22 protein-coding genes are annotated in these 20,751 nt (G+C 57.4%); 10 read left to right on the top strand and 12 right to left on the bottom strand.

Annotated features, from left to right (window positions below):
- Nucleotides 1–57: 57 nt before the first annotated feature.
- Nucleotides 58–936 (bottom strand): zinc metalloprotease HtpX, encoded by an 879-nt coding sequence (locus tag E3E42_RS05225; protein WP_167903235.1) that lies wholly within the window; start codon nt 934–936, stop codon nt 58–60.
- 102 nt (nt 937–1,038) lie between these two features.
- Nucleotides 1,039–2,694 (bottom strand): thermosome subunit beta, encoded by a 1,656-nt coding sequence (gene thsB, locus E3E42_RS05230; RefSeq protein WP_167903237.1) that lies wholly within the window; start codon nt 2,692–2,694, stop codon nt 1,039–1,041.
- 177 nt (nt 2,695–2,871) lie between these two features.
- Here thsB and E3E42_RS05235 point away from each other — a divergent pair, with 177 nt between their 5' ends.
- Entirely contained in the window at nt 2,872–3,540 is a 669-nt protein-coding gene (locus E3E42_RS05235; RefSeq protein WP_167903239.1) for a Kae1-associated kinase Bud32, read from the top strand.
- Nucleotides 3,541–3,682: 142 nt separating this feature from the next.
- Here E3E42_RS05235 and E3E42_RS05240 read toward each other — a convergent pair whose 3' ends face one another.
- The 3 genes from E3E42_RS05240 to E3E42_RS05250 all read right to left on the bottom strand — a co-directional run bounded on the left by E3E42_RS05240 (nt 3,683) and on the right by E3E42_RS05250 (nt 7,279).
- The gene (locus E3E42_RS05240; RefSeq protein ID WP_167903241.1) at nt 3,683–4,942 is read right to left on the bottom strand and encodes a methyl-accepting chemotaxis protein; all 1,260 of its coding nucleotides are present in this window, start codon (nt 4,940–4,942) and stop codon (nt 3,683–3,685) included.
- A 140-nt stretch (nt 4,943–5,082) separates the two neighbouring features.
- Nucleotides 5,083–6,813: an endonuclease MutS2 gene (locus E3E42_RS05245; RefSeq protein ID WP_167903243.1), complete on the bottom strand. Its 1,731-nt coding sequence runs from the start codon at nt 6,811–6,813 to the stop codon at nt 5,083–5,085.
- A gap of 79 nt (nt 6,814–6,892) precedes the next feature.
- Nucleotides 6,893–7,279 (bottom strand): DUF2095 family protein, encoded by a 387-nt coding sequence (locus E3E42_RS05250; protein WP_167903245.1) that lies wholly within the window; start codon nt 7,277–7,279, stop codon nt 6,893–6,895.
- Between the two features lie 63 nt (nt 7,280–7,342).
- On the opposite strand from E3E42_RS05250, the gene E3E42_RS05255 reads away from it, so the two are divergent.
- Both E3E42_RS05255 and E3E42_RS05260 read left to right on the top strand, forming a co-directional pair.
- Complete coding sequence (locus E3E42_RS05255) at nt 7,343–7,786, top strand: DUF123 domain-containing protein (protein ID WP_167903246.1); 444 nt, start codon at nt 7,343–7,345, stop codon at nt 7,784–7,786.
- The gene (locus E3E42_RS05260; RefSeq protein WP_148882101.1) at nt 7,783–8,544 is read left to right on the top strand and encodes a geranylgeranylglyceryl/heptaprenylglyceryl phosphate synthase; all 762 of its coding nucleotides are present in this window, start codon (nt 7,783–7,785) and stop codon (nt 8,542–8,544) included. The genes E3E42_RS05255 and E3E42_RS05260 overlap by 4 nt, the downstream gene beginning before the upstream one ends.
- 3 nt (nt 8,545–8,547) lie before the next feature.
- Here the strand turns inward: E3E42_RS05260 and E3E42_RS05265 are convergent, their stop codons facing one another.
- From E3E42_RS05265 to E3E42_RS05275, 3 genes are all read right to left on the bottom strand, one after another.
- Entirely contained in the window at nt 8,548–8,787 is a 240-nt protein-coding gene (locus tag E3E42_RS05265) for a hypothetical protein (RefSeq protein WP_167903598.1), read from the bottom strand.
- A 108-nt stretch (nt 8,788–8,895) separates the two neighbouring features.
- Nucleotides 8,896–9,621, bottom strand: coding sequence for an endonuclease III (gene nth, locus E3E42_RS05270; RefSeq protein WP_167903247.1), 726 nt, complete (start codon nt 9,619–9,621; stop codon nt 8,896–8,898).
- Entirely contained in the window at nt 9,587–10,018 is a 432-nt protein-coding gene (locus tag E3E42_RS05275; RefSeq protein ID WP_167903248.1) for an ATPase, read from the bottom strand. Before E3E42_RS05275 ends, nth begins: the two co-directional genes overlap by 35 nt.
- 74 nt (nt 10,019–10,092) lie before the next feature.
- Here E3E42_RS05275 and E3E42_RS05280 point away from each other — a divergent pair, with 74 nt between their 5' ends.
- Genes E3E42_RS05280 through E3E42_RS05305 form a run of 6 tightly spaced genes read left to right on the top strand, consistent with a single transcriptional unit; the run spans nt 10,093 to nt 13,770 of the window.
- Nucleotides 10,093–10,557: a PadR family transcriptional regulator gene (locus E3E42_RS05280; RefSeq protein WP_167903599.1), complete on the top strand. Its 465-nt coding sequence runs from the start codon at nt 10,093–10,095 to the stop codon at nt 10,555–10,557.
- Nucleotides 10,544–11,521, top strand: coding sequence for an ATP-binding cassette domain-containing protein (locus tag E3E42_RS05285; protein ID WP_167903249.1), 978 nt, complete (start codon nt 10,544–10,546; stop codon nt 11,519–11,521). Before E3E42_RS05280 ends, E3E42_RS05285 begins: the two co-directional genes overlap by 14 nt.
- A 4-nt stretch (nt 11,522–11,525) precedes the next feature.
- Nucleotides 11,526–12,290, top strand: a complete 765-nt coding sequence (locus E3E42_RS05290) for an ABC transporter permease (protein ID WP_167903250.1) — start codon at nt 11,526–11,528, stop codon at nt 12,288–12,290.
- Between the two features lie 11 nt (nt 12,291–12,301).
- Nucleotides 12,302–12,610, top strand: a complete 309-nt coding sequence (locus E3E42_RS05295; protein WP_167903251.1) for a hypothetical protein — start codon at nt 12,302–12,304, stop codon at nt 12,608–12,610.
- 59 nt (nt 12,611–12,669) lie between these two features.
- On the top strand, nt 12,670–13,212 hold the full coding sequence (locus tag E3E42_RS05300; protein WP_240913639.1) for a hypothetical protein: 543 nt from the start codon (nt 12,670–12,672) through the stop codon (nt 13,210–13,212).
- Nucleotides 13,213–13,260: 48 nt separating this feature from the next.
- Nucleotides 13,261–13,770: a hypothetical protein gene (locus E3E42_RS05305; protein WP_167903603.1), complete on the top strand. Its 510-nt coding sequence runs from the start codon at nt 13,261–13,263 to the stop codon at nt 13,768–13,770.
- Here E3E42_RS05305 and E3E42_RS05310 read toward each other — a convergent pair.
- A complete protein-coding gene (locus E3E42_RS05310) occupies nt 13,732–14,994 on the bottom strand; it encodes a phosphoglycerate kinase (RefSeq protein ID WP_167903252.1) in 1,263 nt (420 codons plus the stop codon). The genes E3E42_RS05305 and E3E42_RS05310 overlap by 39 nt on opposite strands.
- A gap of 145 nt (nt 14,995–15,139) precedes the next feature.
- Between E3E42_RS05310 and E3E42_RS05315 the strand changes: the two genes are divergently transcribed.
- A complete protein-coding gene (locus tag E3E42_RS05315) occupies nt 15,140–17,278 on the top strand; it encodes a restriction endonuclease (RefSeq protein ID WP_167903253.1) in 2,139 nt (712 codons plus the stop codon).
- Here E3E42_RS05315 and E3E42_RS05320 read toward each other — a convergent pair whose 3' ends face one another.
- The 3 genes from E3E42_RS05320 to E3E42_RS05330 all read right to left on the bottom strand — a co-directional run bounded on the left by E3E42_RS05320 (nt 17,279) and on the right by E3E42_RS05330 (nt 20,720).
- A complete protein-coding gene (locus tag E3E42_RS05320; protein WP_167903254.1) occupies nt 17,279–17,902 on the bottom strand; it encodes a hypothetical protein in 624 nt (207 codons plus the stop codon).
- Between the two features lie 167 nt (nt 17,903–18,069).
- On the bottom strand, nt 18,070–20,079 hold the full coding sequence (locus tag E3E42_RS05325; RefSeq protein WP_167903255.1) for a metallophosphoesterase: 2,010 nt from the start codon (nt 20,077–20,079) through the stop codon (nt 18,070–18,072).
- Nucleotides 20,080–20,123: 44 nt separating this feature from the next.
- Nucleotides 20,124–20,720, bottom strand: coding sequence for a DUF447 domain-containing protein (locus E3E42_RS05330; RefSeq protein WP_167903257.1), 597 nt, complete (start codon nt 20,718–20,720; stop codon nt 20,124–20,126).
- Nucleotides 20,721–20,751: the final 31 nt, after the last annotated feature.

Here is a 20,751-nt window from a genome sequence, read left to right on the forward strand (position 1 = left end):
CCACCTTTACAAACCTTTCGTTCACTTCAGAAGATGGACAGAAATGGGGAGAAGAAGTCAGAAGGTGGGGGCGTAGCCCATCTCTTCCGAAATTTTCCTGAGCCTCTCTATCCTCGCCTCGGTCGGCGGGTGGGTCGAGAAGAGGCCCGCCAGACTGCTTCCCTTGAACGGGTTCACTATGAACATGTGGGCCGTTGCAGGATTCCCATCCCTCATCGGCCGGTAGCTGACGGCGCGTTCTATCTTCATCAGCGCGCTCGCGAGCGCCCAGGGCTTGCCGCTTATCTTCGCCCCGCCTTCATCCGCCAGGAATTCCCTCGACCTGCTCACGGCCGCCTGTATGAGCATCGCCGCTATCGGGGCGAGAACGGCTATGAGTATCGCAGTCAGAACGTTGCCGGCGTCATCCTCATCCCTGCCGAAGCCGCCGAAGATGGCTATCCACCGGGCCCAGTAGGCGAGCTGGACGATGGCACCGGCCAGGGCCGCCGCGAACGTTCCGATGAGCATGTCCCTGTTCTTTATGTGGGTTAGTTCATGACCTATAACGCCCTCGAGCTCATCCCTGTCAAGGAGTCTAAGCAGACCCGTGGTCACGGCGACGACGGCGTGCTTCGGGTCCCTCCCTGTGGCGAACGCGTTGGGGGTCTCGCTGGGGATTATTGCAATCCTGGGCATTGGAAGACCCGCCCTCTCCGTGAGGTTTCTCACTATGGCGTAGAGCTCCGGGGCCTCGAACTCGTCAACTATCCTCGCGCGGTACCAGCTCAGGACGATTCTATCGCTGTACCAGTAGGTTATGAAGTTGAAGACCATTGAGAACAGAAACATCATGAAAGCCACACTGGGGCCTCCAAAGACGTAGCCGATGGCCATCAGTAACCCGGTCAGCACGGCCATCAGCAGACCAGTTCTGAACCACAGACCAAGCCCCATACTCTCACCTCCGGTGAACTCTCACTCCCATAAGGATAGATGGATTGCAAAATAAAACCTTGTTGGTACAAGATTGAGTATAAGGAAAGAGAATAGGGGGCATCACATGCCCATGTCCATGCCGCCCATTCCACCCATGCCGCCGGGCATTCCGCCGCCCTGGCCGCCTTCGGGCTTGCTTATCTTGGCGGCGATGACGTCGTCGATCCTGAGGATCATTATCGCAGCCTCGCTGGCGCTCTTAATGGCCTGCTTCTTGACGCGGAGTGGCTCGATGATGCCCTTGGCGAGCATGTCGGCCGGCTCGCCCTCGAAGACGTCGATGCCTATGGCCCTACCCCTGTTCTTGTGCTCGCTGATGACCTTGACGAGCATCTCGACAGTGTCGAGACCGGCGTTCTCGGCGAGGGTCTTCGGGATTATCTTGAGGGCCTCTGCAAAGGCCTCGATGGCGAGGGCCTCCTTGCCGCCGACGGCCTTGGCGTACTCGTCGAGCTTGATGCTGAGCTCTATCTCGCCGGCGCCACCGGCCGGAAGGACGTAGCCGTCCTCCATGACGTCCTTGACGACCTTGATGGCATCTTCCAGGGCGCGCTCAACCTCATCGATGACGTGCTCGGTGCCACCCCTGATGAGTATGGTGACCGCCTTCGGGTTCTTGCAGCCCTCGACGAATATCATGCTCTCGCCGGCGATCTTGCGCTCCTCAACGAGGTCGGCGTGGCCGAGGTCCTCGGCGGTGAGGTCCTTAACGTTGGTAACGACCTTAGCTCCAGTGGCCTTGGCGAGCTTCTCCATGTCGCTCTTCTTGACGCGCCTGACGGCGAGGATTCCGTACTTGGCGAGGTAGTGCTGGGCGAGGTCGTCGATGCCCTTCTGGACGAAGAGAACGTTCGCACCGGTGGCGGCTATCTGGTCGACCATCTCCTTGAGCATCTTCTCCTCCTGCTCGAGGAAGCTCATGAGCTGGTCCGGGCTGGTGATGTTTATCTTCGCGTCGGTCTCGGTCTTCTTGACCTCGAGGGCCTCGTTGATGAGGGCTATCCTGGCCCCCTCAACCCTCTTCGGCATCCTGGGGTGGACGCGCTCCTTGTCGATGACGACGCCGCGAACGAGCTCGCTCTCCTCGACGCTCTCGCCGGCCTTCTTCTCGATCTTGATGTTATCGATGTCCACGGCGAACTTTCCGTCCTTCTTCTCGGCGACCTGCCTGACGGCATCAACGGCGAGCCTGGCGAAGAGCTCCTTGTGGCTCTCGGCGTTCTTGCCGGTGATCGAGGTCATGGCTATCCTCATGAGGGTCTCTTCGTCGTCCGGGGTGACCTCAATGGCGATGTCCTCGAGTATCTCCTGGGCCTTCTCGGCGGCCATGGTGTAACCCTTAACGATGATGCTCGGGTGGATGTTCTGGTCGAGGAGCTCCTCGGCCTTCCTGAGGAGCTCGCCGGCGATGACAACGGCGGTGGTGGTACCATCACCGGCCTCCTTGTCCTGGGTCTTGGCAACCTCAACCATCATCTTCGCGGCCGGGTGCTGGAGGTCGATCCTGTCGAGAATCGTGGCTCCATCGTTGGTGACAACGACGTCACCGAGGCTGTCAACGAGCATTTTATCCATACCCTTTGGACCGAGGGTGGTTCTAACCGTCTCCGCGATTATCCTCGCGGCGAGAATGTTGAGCCTCTGGGCGTCCCTTCCAACGTACCTCTGGGTTCCCTCGGGCAGAATAACAACCGGCTGTCCGCTAAGCTGTGCCATTTGACATTCCTCCTACCAAATTGCTTTTTGCAGAAACGCTTCGTCAGCACTGCATATAAGTTTTTGGGTCAAAAATTTCAATTAACGCGATAAATTTTGGAAAAATGACAAAAATCTTCGAGGAAAATGGGGGAAAGGGCTAAAACCCCAGCGCACAACTGGGAGCGGGTGGATGAGGTGAGGATGGTAAAGCAGGGCGCGGAGGCCAAGATATACATCTCCGAATTCGGCGAGTATTTCGGGGCGGAACTCATTCCCGACGAAACGGTAATCGTCAAGCACAGGATTCCAAAGCGCTACCGCATAAGGGAGATCGATGAGAAGCTGAGGAAGGAGAGAACGGTTAGAGAGGCGAGGGTTCTTCACCGGGCCAAAGAGTTTGGTGTGAACTGTCCCCACGTTTACGAGGTCAATCTGAGGGACATGGTAATTGCGATGGAGTTCATCGGCGGGGAGAGACTGAAGGAGCACCTCGAGGAGGTTCCAGTGGAGAAAAGGCTTCCCCTCTGCCGCGAGATTGGAAGACAGATTGGAAAGCTTCACGAGGCGGGCATAGTGCACGGTGACCTGACGACCTCCAACATGATACTCCGGGAGGGAAAGGTTTACCTGATAGATTTTGGCCTGGCGGACTTTGACCCCACCCTGGAGGCCCAGGGCGTCGACCTGCACCTCCTCAAACGTGCCATGGAGAGCACCCACTACACCTGGTTCGAGAGGGGGTTTGAGGCGGTTCTGGAGGGCTACTCCGAGGTCAGGGGTGAGGAGAAGGCCGAGGAGATAAAGGCGAAGATAGAAGAAATCGAGAGCAGGGGAAGATACAGAGAGCGGAGCTGGGTGGACTGACCCACCATCGGTGGTCCTACAATATCTGCGTGTTTGGTGTTTCCAGTCACTCGGAAGAACGTGCCTGGAACGACCCACTTAAGAACGAGAAAAGGGCGAGTTTTCGGGAGAAAAATGTGGGGGTGCTCAAAAGATAGAAAAATCAGACCTTGAACTTGTTGGTAACTTCCACGAGCTCCTGCACGACCCGCTCAAAGTCGGTGATGGCCACCTTGACCTCCTCAAGTGCGGAGGTCTGCTCCTCCGCAGCGGCACTGACCTCTTCAGCCGCCGCGGTTGTCTCCTCTGCACTGGCGGCGAGGTTCTCGAGGAAGCGCAGGCCCTCGTCTATCTTTTCGCCCTCTTCGAGCACCTTGCTCTTGAGCTCGTTGGCCTTGACCTCCATCTCGGCCATCAGTTCGGCTATGTGGGTGAGGTACGAAACGCTCTCCTTGAGAACCTCCGTTGAGTTGGAGACAGTTTCCACGCTCTTGCCCGTGACCTCCACGCTCTCCTGTATCTTCTCCATAATCTGGCTCACAATGTTGCGTATGTCGTCGGCGGCGTTCTTGCTCTCCTCTGCGAGGTTTCTAATCTCCTCAGCAACGACGGCGAAGCCTTTTCCTGCCTCGCCGGCGCGGGCGGCTTCAATTGCCGCGTTTAACGCCAGGAGGTTGGTCTGCTCGGCAATGCCCGTGATAACGTTGGTGATGTTGGCGATGTTCTTACCCATCTCAGCGACGCCCTTGACGGTATCCTCTATCATGAGCATCATATTCCTTATCTCCTCGATCTGGCCCACGGCCTCCTGTCCCTTCTGGCCACCCTCGCGGGCAAGGCTGACGACATCCCCCATGGAGCGCTCAAAGTCCTCCATGGTGTTTATGGTCTCCTTGCCTATCTCATCGATGTAGCGCATGGTCTCCGTCATGTGGTTGATGTTCTCCTGCTCGCGCTGGGCCTCTATGCTCACCTGGTTGATGGCCTCGGCAACCTGCTGGATGGCCTCACTTATCTGCTCGACGTTTTCACGGACGAGCTTGCTCCGCTCTCCAACAACCCCCGCGGCCTCCTGAATCTCTATCACCATGTCCCTGAGGTTCCTGCGCATCTTCTCGATCGCGTGGCGGATATCCTCCAAGTGCCCCCTAAGTTCAACGTCCTCCACCGAGAGGTCGCCCTCAGCAATCCTGTCGAGTATGCGGACGATAGCGTCGATCTGTGCCTCTATCTCCCGCTTGTATTTCATGACATCGGGAGGTATTTCCTTCTCCTTCGTGACACTGCTCGTGATCGCAAATGCCACCAGTACTCCCGCGGCACCTCCAACCAGTCCGGCCAGGGGGCCGAAGACTGCGGAAGGCACCAGCGTGAAGATAAACGCCACAACCGGGGACAGTATCACTGCGGTTTTCTTGTCCATGGCCACCCCTCCGGGGAAAATAGGTCGCGGGGCTACTTAAATGTTTCTAATATGCAGGAGTAATAACTTGACTTTCTACAGGTTTAGTAACCACCTACACAGAGACCTACACACTGCCGTCTCCAGGGAGCACGATGCGGCTAGGAACGTCCAAACGCCCTCAGAACCCTCTCGAAAATTTCCCGTTCCTTCCCGCGCTTTCTCCTCGCAAGGCTCTCGACTATCAGCTCGGGCGTGCTTCTGCCAAGTTTCCCAAAGACGGGTTGTCTGTCGACGATGAGGTTGAGCTTTTCGTCAAGGCCCCTGGCCTCTATCCCGTCGACCCTGGCAAAGGGAAGTTCCTTCCTCAGGTCCTCCCCAAGGTGCGACACGATAACAACGTAAAAGCCCTTCTCGTGGGCTATCCGGAGAAGCTCGCCGATTATCCTAACCGCCGCACCGGGTTCGGTTATGGCCTCAAACTCGTCTATGAGAATGAGCTTCCTGCCGGAGCCCTTAAGCGCCCTCACGAAGGAGCGCAGGGCAGTCTCAAAAGCGCCGGCGCCGTAGGTACTCCTCTTCCTTCTGAAGAAGAACAGCTCATCGAGGGGCTCAACCCAGGCCTTCTCCGCCGGAACCGGAAGTCCCATATGGGTGAGAACCGTTATCTGGGTCATAAGTTCTAAAAGGCTGGTCTTTCCGCCGCTGTTGGCGCCTGTTAGTATGACCACCCTCTCATTGTGGATAACATCCGAGTCCGGGACGCCGAAGTTTTCGGGTTTTTCTCCCACGACGTAGCTCACAGGCTGCGGACTCTCGATGAAAAGGTGTTTCCCATTGATAAACGCGATTCCACCGTTCTGAAGTTCCGGGAAAGAGAAGCCTTCGGTGAATTCCTTGATGGCCTGAAGGAAATCGAGTTCGTTAACCCTGGCCAGCTCCTCCCGGAGAACTGGGAGCAGGGGGCGCACATTCTCAAGGATTTCCCGGCTCCTGAGGTACAGCTCAACCTTAAGCTCTCTTTCCAGTTCCTCACGGAGCATCTCAACACTTTCCGGGGGAACCGCCACGGGATACAGTTCTTCCCGGGAGAAGAGCTCAACGGCAACACCGAGCTTCTCGCTCAGCTCGTCCTCAGCCTCATTGATCATATCGAGGATTTCTCCCTCGACCTCGCCGAAGTGTCTGAATATCGCCTCGTAGTTCCCGGCTTTAAGCTCGCCGAGGAAGTCCAGCAGCTCCTTCCCGCTCAGAGTCAGGCTGAACTTTTCCAGTTTCTCGGATATCTTCTCGTTCAGCTCGCGCTCTTTCGCGGCCACCAGCTCCTCAAGGCCGTCGAGGAGTTTCCGCTTTTTCATAACCTCCCCAAGCCCGTCCAGCTTTCGGAGGATTTCCAAGGCGACACTACCCTCGCCGGTTAGCTCGCCGATTCTGGCGAGGGCATTAAGAGTTTCCCGGTTCTCCCAGAGGGGCATGATGTAGAGCTCCGGCGCTATCTGGGAGGGGACAAGTTCAACGTCGATGCCGTAGCCGACCGTGCTGAGAACCAGAGAATAATCTTCGGAATCCTCCAGGCCCGTTGAGACCTCGCAGAGACCCAGGTTCAGTGCCCTTTCGAGCTCGCCCTCGTCAACTATCAGAATCCTGTCGTGGAGGTAGTCCCGGCGGAATTTGATTGGCCGGACCCTGGCAATCTGCCCCTTCAACTCAGGACGTATCCTTGGAAGGCTTCGGCGGAAATAAGTCTGCCTGCGGAGGATTTCCTCGCGATCGGAGGTGGGTTCAAACCTATCCAGCATGGAAGAACTCCCAGGGAGGACTAACCTCCTCCTTATCTCCTCCCGGATTGAGCGGTAGACCGCTTTGGCCTCGGGGTTCAGCTTGAGCGTCATCGCTTAGGGAATGTTTTAGGGGGCTAAAAAAGTTACCTTTTCCTCTGCAAAAACTCACACCTGATAGCACTGGCGCGAATTATGTTTTCCTGTGCCGCTCGTACCAGCCCCACTCCTTCTTGGAACCGAAGGCCCGGACTCCCCTCTCGACCAGGGTTATCCTGAGCTCCTTGGCCATCTCGTGGGTTATCTCACCGCGCTCCTCCATCCAGTTTATTATCTCAAGCGCCTCGTCATCCGTACTGCATCTCCTGAGGAAATCGATAACCGTGGGGTTGTAGCCGGAGAAGTCCATCTCCTCCCTCCCGGCGGACTCCTCCCCCTCGCCGGTGCGGTAGGCCTCTATCGGAACGCCCTCCCCCTCGAGCTCCCTCGCAAGGGCCGGGAAGGTCTGTTCAAACTCCTCCCTCTCATATTCCTGCCATGCGAAGTCGTCCGCGGGTTTCTTCGTTTTCTTTTCGTCCATTCTTCACACCAGACTCGGTTTTGGGGCCAGGGGTTTATAAATGATGAGTAGAATCCACCCACCATGAGAGGGTCGTACTTTCTCGTCGTCCTGCTGGAGAACGATAAAACCGTCAGAACCAAGGGGCGGGAGTTCCACCTGCGGAAGGGCCACTACGTGTACGTCGGCTCGGCGATGAACTCCCTCGAAAAACGCGTTGCCCGGCACTTCAGCGGGAAAAAGAGGCTCCACTGGCATATAGACTTCCTCCTGAAGGAGGCAAAGCTCCTGAGGGCGTATCTCATCCCCAGTGAGGAGCGGTTGGAGGAAAAGCTCTCGCTGGGGGTGGCAAAGTACGGGGAGCCCGTCGAGGGATTCGGCGCGGGGGACGTCAGGGTCAGCACCAACCTCTACCGCTTCGAAGGGGAACCCGATGGGGCTCTCACTGCCATTCTAAGCGAACTCGGGCTGGAGTGGAAAAGGGTTAAAAGCAGGGAGGAAGTTATAGGGTTCGGTGAGAGAAAATGAGACTCCAGCTCGGAAAGGTCGAGACGTACATTCACGAGAAGATTGAGACCGAAAAGCTTCACTTCGTTCTCCTTGATCCTGATGACGTGACGCCCGAGGAAGCCGCCAGGATAGCGAAGATGAGCGAGGAGATAGGGGTAGATGCCATAATGATAGGCGGCTCGACGGGGGCGGAGGGGGATGTCCTCGACGGCGTTGTGAGGGCGATAAAGGAGTCCTCCAGCCTGCCGACGATACTGTTCCCCGGCTCCCACGGGGGGATAAGCAGGTACGCCGATTCAATATTCTTCATGAGCCTGCTCAATTCGACCAACCCCTTCTTCATCACGGGCTCCCAGGCCCTGGGGGCGTTCACGGTCAAGCGCTACGGCATAGAACCAATACCAATGGCGTACCTCATAGTCGAGCCGGGAGAGACCGTCGGCTGGATCGGCGATGCCAAGCCCATCCCGCGCCACAAGCCCAAGATCGCCGCCGCCTACGCCCTGGCGGGCCAGTACCTTGGAATGCGCATGGTGTACCTCGAGGCCGGAAGCGGGGCCCCGCAGCCCGTTCCCCCCGAGATGATAGCGCTCGTGAAGCGCGTCATAGACGTTCCGCTCATCGTCGGCGGTGGGATAAGGAGTGCGGAGCAGGCGCGGGCGGCCGTGAGGGCCGGCGCCGACATAATCGTCACCGGAACCGCGATAGAAAAGGCCGGCTCTCTGGAGAAGGCCAGGGAAAAGCTGGTGGAGCTGAACAGGGGAATAAAGGGATGAGGCTCAGACCTCGGAGAGGACCTTGAACGTTATCTTTCCGCCCCTGACGATCTTTTTGAGGTCAGAGAGAAGCTTTGGAGCGTTGTCCTCGACCACTTCCATCTTAATTTCGCTCATGCCCTCAGCATCGGGCGGGAAGAAGTGAATGTCGCGAATCCTGCCCCTAACCGTGCCATACAAACGGCTCAGAATCTTCCCCCTTCCTTCGTAGGGCAATTTTATGTCGAGTTCAACAATTTGCATGCATATCACCGCTTTATTTTATGAAAGAAGGCCTATATAACCCTTTTCATGAATGGGAATTATCGGGCAGGTACGAAAATAGTCCTGGTAGTTATAAATATGAGGGCGTCATCGGCGCCCCTTTAAGTCCGCATCCGTCACCAGTCCCTTCGCGTAGGGGCACAGCTCCCTCAGCGGGCAGGAATCGCACTTCGGCCTTATCGGGTTGCATATGCTCTTCCCGTGGTCCACCATCGCGTGGTTCACGTATATCCACTTCTCGTAGGGAATCAGCTCCGCGAGGTACTCCTCGACCTTCTCTGGAGGAACCCTCGGCGGGGCCAGACCGAGGCGTTTGCTTATCCTGTTCACGTGGGTGTCTACGGGTATGGCCTGCCTGCCGAAGCCGTAAGCCAGGACTATGTTGGCGCACTTCCTCCCGATTCCCGGGAGCTTCATGAGTTCCCTGATGTCGTCGGGAACCTTTCCGTCGTGTTCCTCCAGGATTATCTGTGAAGCCTTCACTATCCACTCGCCCTTGGTCTTCCAGAGACCGACCCCCCTCTCCCTCAGAAAGCGCCGCATCTCCTCGACCGGCGTGCTGGCTATCGTCTCGATGTCGCGGTACCTCTCAAACAGCTCCTCCCAAACCCTGTACGTCACCTCGTCCCTCATGCGCTGGGAGATAATGCAGTGGATTAAGGTCCTGTAGGGGTCACCGATGAGGAGCCTCTCCCGCGGATAGGTTTTCATCAAAACCTCGACGATTCTCCCGGCCCTTTTCCTCTTCTCCTCCCAGGTTTCATTGAAGGTGAAGCCCTCAAGGCTTAACGAGCCTGATTTTGTTCCCGTCATGGATTATCACCACTGTCTCTTTGGAGACCCTAACTCCGTTAAGTTTCTCGAACTCATCGCTATAAATCTTTTGCCCGTTGTGGTTCATAATCAGAACCTCCCTCTCGAAGGCGATGACGAATCCCTTCTCAAAGGGGATTACCTCACTCACCGGCCCATCGAACTCAAAATCAACGACTTCAACCTCGCCCTGCGAGAACTCCACCCTCGTGTTCCTGCCCACCTTCAGCGGCGAGGGCTCGGCCAGGACGACCTTGAAGCGAAGGAATTTTCCGAGGAGTTCAACCTCAATCTCCTCCCCTGTCCTGACCTCCCTCCCGGCAAGCTTGTTCTTTATGACATCGCCGAAATCTGCCGGCAGCTCTGCCTCGAAGAGGGGCCTGAGAACGAGCCTCATGGTGCCACCCCGTTCAACCGTTCCGGGGGAAGGTTTATAAAGGTAACATATCGAACGATATATCGGTGAAGCGAATGGAACGCCCCAATTTTCGCGGTCACATGAAGGTACTTATCCTCGACCTCCTCCGGGAGCCGATGCACGGCTACGGGATAATGGCGGAGCTGGAAGGAAGATACGGCATGAAGCTGAGCGCCGGAACTGTGTACCCTATCCTTGCCTCCCTGCGGAGAAGCGGCCTGATTGAGGTGACCAGCAGGGGTGAGAGGGAGAAAAAGACCTACGTGATCACCGAGAAGGGGCTGGACTACCTCGCGGAGCACGCTGATGATCTCGCCGAGGCAAAGCGCAGGATGCGCGCCTACAAGGCGTTCCTTGAGCTGGGAGGCGACGAGCTTAGGGCGGCCTTCAAGGAGCTCTTTGAGTCCGTGGACGAACTGACGGACGAGCAGAAGACGAGGATCAGGGAGCTTTTCACCGGCTGCGCGAGGGAGCTGAGGCTGATTCTTCTTGGAGGTGAAAGGTATGAACGCGATTGAGGTTGATAATCTCGTGAAGAAGTACGGGGACTTTGAAGCCGTTAGAGGGATATCGTTCAATGTGAGGCGGGGCGAGATATTCGCCTTCCTTGGCCCGAACGGGGCAGGAAAGACCACAACCGTCCACGTCCTCACGACGTTGCTGAAGCCGACGGCCGGGAAGGCCATAGTCGCCGGCCACGACGTCGTCAGGGAACCGATTGAAGTCAGGAGGAAGATAGGGATAGTCTTCCAGGACCCGAGCGTTGATAGAGAGCTTACCGCCTACGAGAACATGCTCATTCACGGCAGGATATACGGCGTTGAGAACCTGAAGGAGAAGATAGAGCGCCTCCTCAAGTTCGTCGAGCTGTGGGAGTTCAAGGACAGGCCCGTCAAGTTCTTCTCGGGCGGAATGCAGAGAAGGCTTGAGATAGCCCGCTCGCTGCTCCACGAGCCGGAGATACTCTTCCTCGACGAGCCGACCATAGGCCTCGACCCGCAGACCAGGGCGCACATCTGGGACTACATAAGGGCCATGAAGGAGGAGCACAACATGACCATCTTCCTCACGACGCACTACATGGACGAGGCCGAGCAGCTGGCCGACAGGATAGCCATAATGGACCACGGTGAGATAATCGCCGAGGGCACCGCCGAGGAGCTCAAGAAACTCGTGGGCAGCGACATAATCTACCTGAAGCTCCAGGCAAGGGAGGAGCTCAGGTGCCTCAAGGCGGACTTCATCAAAGGCTGCAAGATGCTCCCGGACGGGAGGATCAGGCTGGACGTGGACAACGCGGCAGAAGCTCTGCCAAAGCTCTTCGAGCTGGCTAAGGAGAACGATGTCAAAATCCTCGAAGTCACATACCACAGGCCGACGCTCAACGACGTCTTCCTGCACCTCACAGGCAGGGAAATCCGGGACGAGGGCGGAGAGCAGAGCGTGGCGAAAATGATGATGAAGGCTCGCATGAGGAGGTGATTGTATGCAGGTCTTTTTCACTATGATATACCGCGAACTGAAGCGCTTTTCCCGCTCACGGGCGAGGGTGATAGGGAGCATAATCAACCCGCTCATCTGGCTCATCTTCTTCGGAAAGGGCTGGGGCGGGGTCTTCGACAACCCCATGGCGGCCCCGATATTCGGAGGCGTCGACTACATGACCTACCTGGTGCCTGGAATAATAGCCATGACGGTCTTCAACATGAGCTTCATGCAGGGCATAACGCTCATCTGGGACAAGCAGTTCGGCTTCCTGAAGGAGATTCTCGTTGCTCCCGCGAGCAGGACGGAGGCAATACTCGGCAGAATCACCGGGGGAGCGCTCATGGCCATGATACAGGGCGTCATAATCCTCGCGCTCAGCTTTTTCCTGGCCGACCTCAACGTGGGCGGAATCCTTCCCGCGCTTGGCATGAGCTTCCTCGTTGGAATAGCGATAGCGGGCATGGGTGTCGCGATAGCGCTCAAGATGACCAGCATGGAAGGCTTCCAGATGATAGTGACCATGATAATGCTCCCGATGACCTTCCTCAGCGGGGCGTTCTATCCAATAAGCACGATGCCCGAGTGGATGCAGTGGCTGGCGAAGGTGAACCCCCTCACCTACGCTGTGGACGGCTCCCGCTACTACCTGGCCGGCGTCGAGCCGACCTTCGGAATCGTCACGGACTGGGTGGTGCTAATCGGCCTCGCCGCGCTGTTCGCCGGAATTGCCGCGCTTGGCTTCAGGAAGGCCACGATAGACTGAGGTGAAGAAAGATGAGGAAGCAGGTGCTCACAATGCTCTGCGTCGCCCTCGCGGGCCTCGTCTTCATTCCCACAGTCTTTTTCAACCAGCCCCTTTTCGCCCTCATCGGGGCGTTCTTCGACTGGCTGCCCCTCCCGACCGGCTGGATGAAAGCTGGAGGGGAGATAAACAAAACCTTCCTGAAGCTGCACGTGGCCGTGACGCTGATAGCCTACGCGATATTCGGTGGGTGGCTCGTCACCGGGACGGCCACGGTGGGCTTCGCCTTCCTTGAGGTCTGGTGGGTGGCGGTAATCTTCGGCGTGCTGATGGGATACTGAGATTCAATTTTCAGTCGAAATCCTTTTATTCTTTTACGTTCTAAACCTTCCGATGCGGAATGAGTGAGGTGATCCTCCCCACTTTCATGCTTGTACTCGGCGTTTCGGTCTTCGGCATCTATCCCTTACATCTCTTCAGGAAGGGACGGCTCTCCCGGGAATCGCTGGTTGTGTACCTGGCCTTTATGGCCTGGGTCGTGACATTATCCATCGGAGCAATTCTTGACAGCGGTCTCCTCATAATCGGCTCGTTTGGAATGATGCTGCTTACGGCCGGTCTCGCTCTCGCGTTCCGAAAGGAGATGCTGAGGGACTCTTACTCCGTCGAGGTCTCACCGGAGGAGCCCCTCAGGCTACGGTGGCTGGTAACGCTCGACTCATCCTTCTGGGTGTGGTTGGCCTACCGCAGGGGCTCAACGCTGGCGGCGGCCCTCAATGTCATCATAACGTACCTGGCCGTCGTGGCAACGCTGTTCCTCCTGAACCACTTTCTCGGCGGCCACTTCCCCCTGAAGTCCTTCGCGGTGGTCTATGCTATGATTATGCTCTTCCATTTCAGGGGCGTTTATCGGAGGCTTTACGAGAAGACCGGTGTGGACTGAACGCGGTAGCCTTAAATCCCCCAAGCGCGTACTGCTTCCGTGGGTTCAATGGCTGGAAGGACGGAAGCTGAGGGAAAAGTACCCGGACGGGAGGAGATTGAGGGGCTCGAAGAGGCCCTTGGCATAGCGGACCACGTCCACAACATCTTCGTGATGGCGCTGATAGTTTCCACGATAATTTCGGGGATTGTGTGGGTTTACGAGAGGCTGGTGCTCTCGAATTCCATCCCAATGCCGCTGGAGATACAGGCGATGGTGGTCTTCCTCGTGGCCTTCGCCGCGACCTTCTACATCACCAACGCGAGGAGAATGAGGAGGGGTTACCTCATCGCCGGCGCCTTCCTCCTGCTCCTGGCCCTCTGGGGCCTTGAGGTCGTCCTCGCGGGGGCTGAATCCGTGGAGGAGAGGGTGCTCATAGCCGCTTCCTTTGTCCTTGGAATCGTAGGACACGTTCCCTACTCGAACAGAAAACTGATGGAAAGGGTCGAGTGGCTCCTGATGCTGCTCCTCGGGGGCATCCTAATCGCCGTGCTCCTCGTCTGGCTGCTCACCCTTTGAGAGCCTCTTGAAGCGCTCGTAGCTTTCCCTGAATGCCTCGAGGACGGGGAGCTTTTCGCCGGCGAAGAAGCTCAGCATCGCGCCGCCGCCGGTGGAGACGTGGCTTATGCCCGTTATACTGTGCTGGTAGATGCTCGCTATCGAGTGGCCGCCGCCGACTATGCTGAAGGCCGGGCTCTCCCCTATCGCCCTGAAGACGCCGATGGTCCCAACGGCGAACTCTTCGCGCTCGAAGACGCCCATCGGCCCGTTGGCGACTATTATCTTTGCCCCCATAAGCACCTCGCGGTACTTCTCAATGGTCCTTGAACCTATGTCGAGTATCGGGTGCTCGTCGAACAGCCATTTCTCCTCGCTCAGCAGGTCAACCTCGACGCGCTCACCCCTGTAATCAACGGCGAAATCAACGGGAGTCCTCACGTAGGGGTAAAAGTCGTTGAGTATCTCCTCGGCCCAGTCCACCAGTTCGAGAAGGCCCTTTTTCTCCATGAACTCGAGGTTTGTGTCGCCGAGGTGGAAGCCCTTGGCTAGGGTGAAGACGTGACCGACCAGCCCTCCCGTGAGTATAACCTCCGCCCTGCCGTTCCTCAGCACGTTCTCAGCCACGCGGAGGGAGTCGTCAACCTTCGCACCGCCGAGCACGTAGACCCTCGGCTTCTCCTGGGTCTCGTAGGCCCTTGTGAGTGCCCGAACCTCCTTCTCCATAAGGAAACCCATTATCATGGGCTTCAGCCTTGCGAAGCCGACCAGGGAAGGCTGGGAGCGGTGGGTCGCTGCGAAGGCATCGTTCACGACGTAATCGATCAGGGGCACAAGTTTTCTCACGAAAAACGTCTTCTCGCAATCTTCAATCGGCTTGTACTTGACCTCCTCCGCGGCAAAGCGGAGGTTCTCAAGGACGACGGCCTCGCCGGGCTTTAGGGCCCGTATCCTCTCGCGGGCATATTTTCCGAAGATGTCCTCAACGTACTCCACTTCCTGGCCGAGTAACCCGCTCAGTATCTCGGCGTGTTGCTCTGTGGTGATGTAGTCCCCCTTGTATGGCTTGCTCTGGTGCGTTCCTATGACCAGTTTGGCCCCGTGTTCGAGGAGGTATATTATCGTCGGGAGAACCGCCCGGAACCTGGCGTCGCTGATTATCTTCCCGTCAGTGACCGGTGAATTTAGGTCTGCCCTCAGAAAGACGGTTTTTCCGTGATACTCAAAGTCGATGAGCCTGAACATTCCATCACCGCGTGGGTGTTAAATCGGCGGGGTTAAAAACTTATTTTGAACACCTGCGGTGATAACAGCGCCCCCGGGGAAAGAGATTTATAAAATAAAGACGAAAGAACCGTGATGGTGGACTTCACTTTCATGGGTGAGACTGATGCCGTGGACTGCGGATTTAATAAGGCTGGCCCCCAGGGAAACGCTTGTTGGAGACGTAATCGAGCTGCTAAAGAGAATGGGCTTCAGGGACTATGAGAGGGTGGCGGGCAGGAAGGAGTGGGGAATCGACGTCGTGGCAATAAGGGATGACCCCATAGCGGGGATTGAGAAGGTTGTTCTGGCGGTTCATCCCAAGGGGCTGGCCTCTTCGAGGGACGTCAACGTCTTTGCGGACCTGGTAAACAAGTACAGGGCGGATAAGGGAATACTGATATCCCCCGCGGGATTCACGAAGGACGCCAAGGTTCTTATATCCCGGGAGCACCGAGGGAGGGTGGTTCCGTGGGACGGCGAGAAGCTCGCCTCCCTGTTCAACAACTATCGGATGGAACCACCCGCCGATCTTGTGGAGCAGCTTAAGGCTGAGACGGAGGCAGGAGAAGAAAAAGGCCCCCTGGAAGAGTTCGAGCTCGATGCCCCGCTTCTCCATGACTTTTCACCCGAGGCCGTGCTGGAAAAGGTGGCCTCGTTCGCGGCTTCCAGATACCCCGTGAAGCCGGAGGAGGTGAAGCTTGAGTCCATCGCGGTCTCCCTGTCCAGTGCGTACATATTCTCCTGGTCCGTCGAAGGGGATGGGGAGAAGGACAGGGCGGTGGTGTTTTCAGAGGATCGTATAGTCCTGAGGGCAACGCAGGACAAGAACCTGAGCGTTCCCGTAACCAGGGCCCTCCTGAATGACGGCTCTATTATCCGCGCCACGGAGCGGGAGGTGGAGGTTCCCCTAAGTCCAAGCGAGGCGGTCTTCGTCCTTAAAGCCGTCGCCGCAAAGGAGCTCGGCGTTCCCGAGAGCAGGGTGACCATCCACGAGAGGAAGAAGGTCTACGTTCCCAAAGAAGCCAGACTCGAGGTCCGGGTGGGTGAAAACCTGGCCGGGGCCAGGGTTGATCTGGAGCGCGGAGAGGTAACCTTCGAGATGAACCCCCTGCCGGATGAGTATTTCATTGAGCGGACCCGGGACATCGTTCGGAAGCAGACGGGGGAGGAAATCAGTGAGTATGAGCTCAAGAGGACAAACGGAAAGGTCAAGACATCGGGGAAGACGGGGCGCTTCTCATTTGAGGTCCAGTTCAACGGCTACACCGGCAGGCTTCTTGGAATGGAGGTTCTCATGAGCGACGATGCCCTCAGTGAACTCCTGAGAAACGCCTATCCCCATGGCAGGGTCATCAACCTCGAGAAGGGCAAGAAAGCCGCCATCGCGGACATCCTCCTTGATGAAGGTGTGGTCGTTGTCAGCGTCGATCTCACCGACGGCAGCTACGAGGAGGCCAGGAGGCTCCCATCACCCGAAGACGCCTTCGAAAACGCCAGGACTGTCATAGAGGGCAACTTTCCGCTGAGGGGCCTGGTTATGGAATCGTACCGTGTGCTGGAGCACAAATATCTGGAGCTTGTTCTTGAGAGTGCGGATGGAAGGGCCGTCGTGAAGGTGGATGGCTCGACGGGGGACGTCCTCGACTACCTCGTTGAGGTGACGCCCGACAGGGCGAAGGAGATAGTCTCCGAGAAGTATCCTGACTTCAAGATAAAATCCGTTGAGGGTACCGAAACCGAATACACCGTTACCGCCGAGAACGACCGTCACATGGTAACCGTCAGGGTCAGCAGGGACGGCAAGCTCATCGAGGAGGCGGACCGTGTTCTGAGAAGGGACCTTGCCGAAAGGATGGCCGCTGAGGCCGCGAAGGAGATAGACGAGGAGGCCATGGTAAGATCCGTAACGCTCAACGAGAACTGGGAGGTCGAATTCGCCGGAAGAACGAAGGTTGGAAGGTTCGTCCTTCACAGAACCACGGGAGAGGTTCTGAAGAGCGACGCCCGCTTCACGGAGATGGCTATAAAGGAGTCATACCTCGCGCATGTGAGGGAGAAATACAAGGAAGAACGGCCAGCGGTGGAGCGCCTCGTCCTCTACGAGGAGAGGGGCTACGTCCACATCAAGGTGGCCGGACGGGAGACACTTTACTACGCGAGAATAGACACGAGAACCGGGAAAATAATAAGTGAAGACAGGGCGCCGACAAAGGGAATAACGGCAAAGCTGAAGCAGCTTCAGCTGGACAGCAGATACAAGTGATCAGGCCATCAGCATGCTTTCTATCATCCTGATGGCTTCCATTATCTTTCTCTCGGGCTTTTCTTCGTTCTTCGGTATTTCGAGGTTTATAACGAGCCGCTCCTCCTTGTCGTCCTCGAAGTCGTATATCTCCAGCTCCTCCACCTCGACGTCCTCGAAGATACTCTCCAGCTCCGGGCTGAGGATCTTCTTGTCGTTGCCGTAGACCTCGACGCGGACCACGTCGTCCGTCGTTGAGGCGACGACGACTATGTCGTAGGCGCCGACCTTCTTGACGAAGCGCAGCGCACTCCCGTAGCCCTCCACTTCCTCCGTGAAGCCGAGCTGGCGCATGGTGCTCCTTATCGCCTCAGTCTTGCTCTTTATCCTGTTGAGAATCCTCTCACGGAGTTTGTAGCTCTCAAGGAGGGCCTTCTTTATCCCCTCACCGGCTTCCTCGACGGTACCCTCCCATATGCCGGTAACGCGTATGCCGGATGAGGTGGGCTTGAGCTCGATCTTGATGGAATCAACGTCAAAGTCTCGCAGGTCGTCTATTTTAAGCTCGCTGAGCGTGAGAATGTCGAACTCCATCCTCACGATGTTCCCGAAGGCTTTGCCTTTGAACTTCACCTTCATCACCATGGGGGGCTTATGGGGACGGTTTAAAAACTCTTCCCCTAGTGAAGAAGTCCGCTGACGGCTTTATCTGACCTCAGCCGCCCCTATGGGGGTGTGCTGGAAAAGAAACGAATCCGGCGCCCTCAGTTTGTGGGGTGGGACTTTTGGAAGGGAAAATTGAAAGGGGGATGTCACTTCCTCCTCCTGAGAAGAACCGGGAGGAGTGCGAGGCCCACGAGGGCCGCTGGGCCACAGGTGCTTCCACCCTCTCCGGTCTCGGTCTGGCTCGGGCTGCTGGTGCCAGTGCTTCCGCCGACGGTGTAGGTGGTCTCGCCGGTGTTGCCGTAGAAGTCGGTCGCGATCACCTTGATGGTGAACTCGCTTGCATCAACGCCCGGAATCTCGGTGTAATAGGTGGCCTCGACCTCTGCCGGCTTCATCGAGAACGCCGGGTATTCCGCCAGAACCTTGCCATCGCTGATTATCTGCACCTTCATGTCCCTGATTCCGACGTTGTCGCTGGCGGTGACGTAGACCTTGAACCTCTGTCCCGGCCTGGGCTTGCCCGGCATGAGGTAGCCTACCTTAACCTCAGGCCCCTGGGTGTCGGCTTCCTTGACGACGGTTATCTGGCTGACGCCGGTCGGGACGGTGACGTTGAGGAGCATGTAGTAGGTTCCGCCGATTTCCCTCTCGCCGAGGACGGTGTAGGTTATGTTGGTGTGCTCCGGATCAACCTTGGCTCCCGCGGGTATCTCGAGGACGAAGGGCCCGCTGACGGCGTTGTCAAGCTCGTTCACGAACTTGACGGCGGTTCCGTCTTCACCGTTCTGCCTGTAAACGATGAACTTCTGCGGTATCGGGAGGGAGCTTATGCCCTCGTGAAGGACGTCGCCGGCGAGCGGGAACTTCACGGTGCCGTTTTCATAGACGTAGATGACCTGCGAGCCGTACCAGCTCGGGGTGGTGTAGCCCCTGCTCTGGTCGGCCTGGCTCGGCGGGTTGCTGGTCTTGTCCGGGGCGCCGGTGGTGGTGACGGTGTAGAACCAGTGCTCGTTGCCCTCCCTGTCGATGTAGAGGACCGGCTTGTCCCTGTGAATGTGTCCGGCAAGGACGAGCCTGACGTTGTACTTCTCGACGAGCTGGAGGAAGGTTCTGGCTATCTCGTCGTACTCGCCGTTCTTACCTTCCCAGTCCCAGCTAACGTATTTGGTCAGGGTCTGCCAGTCACCGTCATCGAAGGCGGTGTAGCCCTTTATGGTCCCGCCCCACTTGCCGTCGGGGGTGCTGTACCAGAACGGGTGGTGGACGAGGACTATCGGTACCTTGTCAGGGTGGCTCTTGAGGACCTCCTCCATCCACTGGAGCTGTTCGAGCTCGGGGTGCCTCTCCTCGCCTCTGCTGTCCAGACCGATTATCAGAAAGTCACCTATGACCTCGTAGAAGTACCTGGGGCCAACGTACTTGTTGTAGTAGGTCGGCGGGTGGTCGTGGTTGCCCTTTATGCTTATGAAGGGCGTGCCCGCGGCGGTTCCGTGGAGTATTGCCTCGTCGAACATCTTGTAGCCCTCGCTGTCGCCGTTGGTATCGACGTCGTCACCCGTGCTGATTATGAGGTTGATGACGTTCTCACTCTGCAGGCCCGTCATAGCGTAGTACGTCATAAAGCTGTCGGCGGCGGTGTAGCTGTGCATCGCGTAGGGGTGGTCGCAGTACTTGAGTATCTCGGGAATGCTCTTCTGGAAGTACTCCCCGCAGACGAATCCCGTCTTGGAGCCGCTCGTGACGTGGAGGTCGCTACCGTGGGCTATCCGGAGAACCGTCGGGGCGTTCTTCATGATCCACACGCCGTTGGGTATCGTGACCTCGCCCCTGTCGCTCTTGACGACGAGGAAGTAGACGTCCGGAACCGCGTCCTCCGGTATCTTGGCCTTGATGATGCCGTTCTCGGTGCCGACGATTTCAAGGTCATAGGGTCCGTGGAGTATCGAGACTATCTGGAGGGACTGGATTGCAGCGCCTTCCGCCGGCTGGATTTCAATGACGTCCCCCGGCTTCCCTATAGCTGGAACCCCCGGGAGCGGCTGAACGAGGATCTCTCCCGGTGTCACGCTGCTTGAAGCTGCCCAGACGGTGCTCACTGGAACCGCCGCTATGGTAAGCAGGGCCACCAAAAGGGCCATAAGCTTGCCGGCCTTCATGGTATCACCAAGAAAAGCTGAAATAAATCGGTTATAAGCTTTCCCTACCCACCTTCGTCCAGCGAGGCCAGAATCCCCTCTGCCAGCTCTGAACTTCCCCCGAACCGCCTGTACAGGGAATAGTTCGTGACTATCCTTTCGCGCAGCTTCCTGGCGACTCCCGTCTTTCCGTTCCTCAAGGCCACCCCCAGTCTGGTGAAGTCCACGGCCATCTCCAGGAGGTGCCAGTCAGCCCTGCTGAGGGGCCTTGGGGGCAGGTTCCCATCTATGGTGCCCTCCGGTTCAAGGGTGCACTTCATCACCGTCGCCTTTCCAAGCTCGTCCTCGTGGGGCTCTTCCCTCCACGTGACCCTTCCGTAGACTCCGGGCAGGGCTCTTATCCAGCGGTAACGGCCGTTACCTTCGAACTCCAGCTTGACGGGAACGTTCAGGGCCAGCTTTACAATAAGCTCAACATCGTTGGTGGCCTGAAGGGAGGCGTACGGGTGATCCCTTAGCTCACCAGCGCTCTTTCCACCGAAGAGCTTGAAAAACAGCCGGTTTCCGCCCCTTACAACGCCCACCGGGGTGACGTTTGATCTCGTGACGAGCAGAACCTCGTAGACCTGCCCCTCGTTGAGGAACTCCAAAAATCCACGCATGCGACCACCTAAATGAAATGGGAAAAGGGGT

The sequence above is a fragment of the Thermococcus sp. JdF3 genome, from assembly GCF_012027495.1.
GTDB lineage: Archaea > Methanobacteriota_B > Thermococci > Thermococcales > Thermococcaceae > Thermococcus.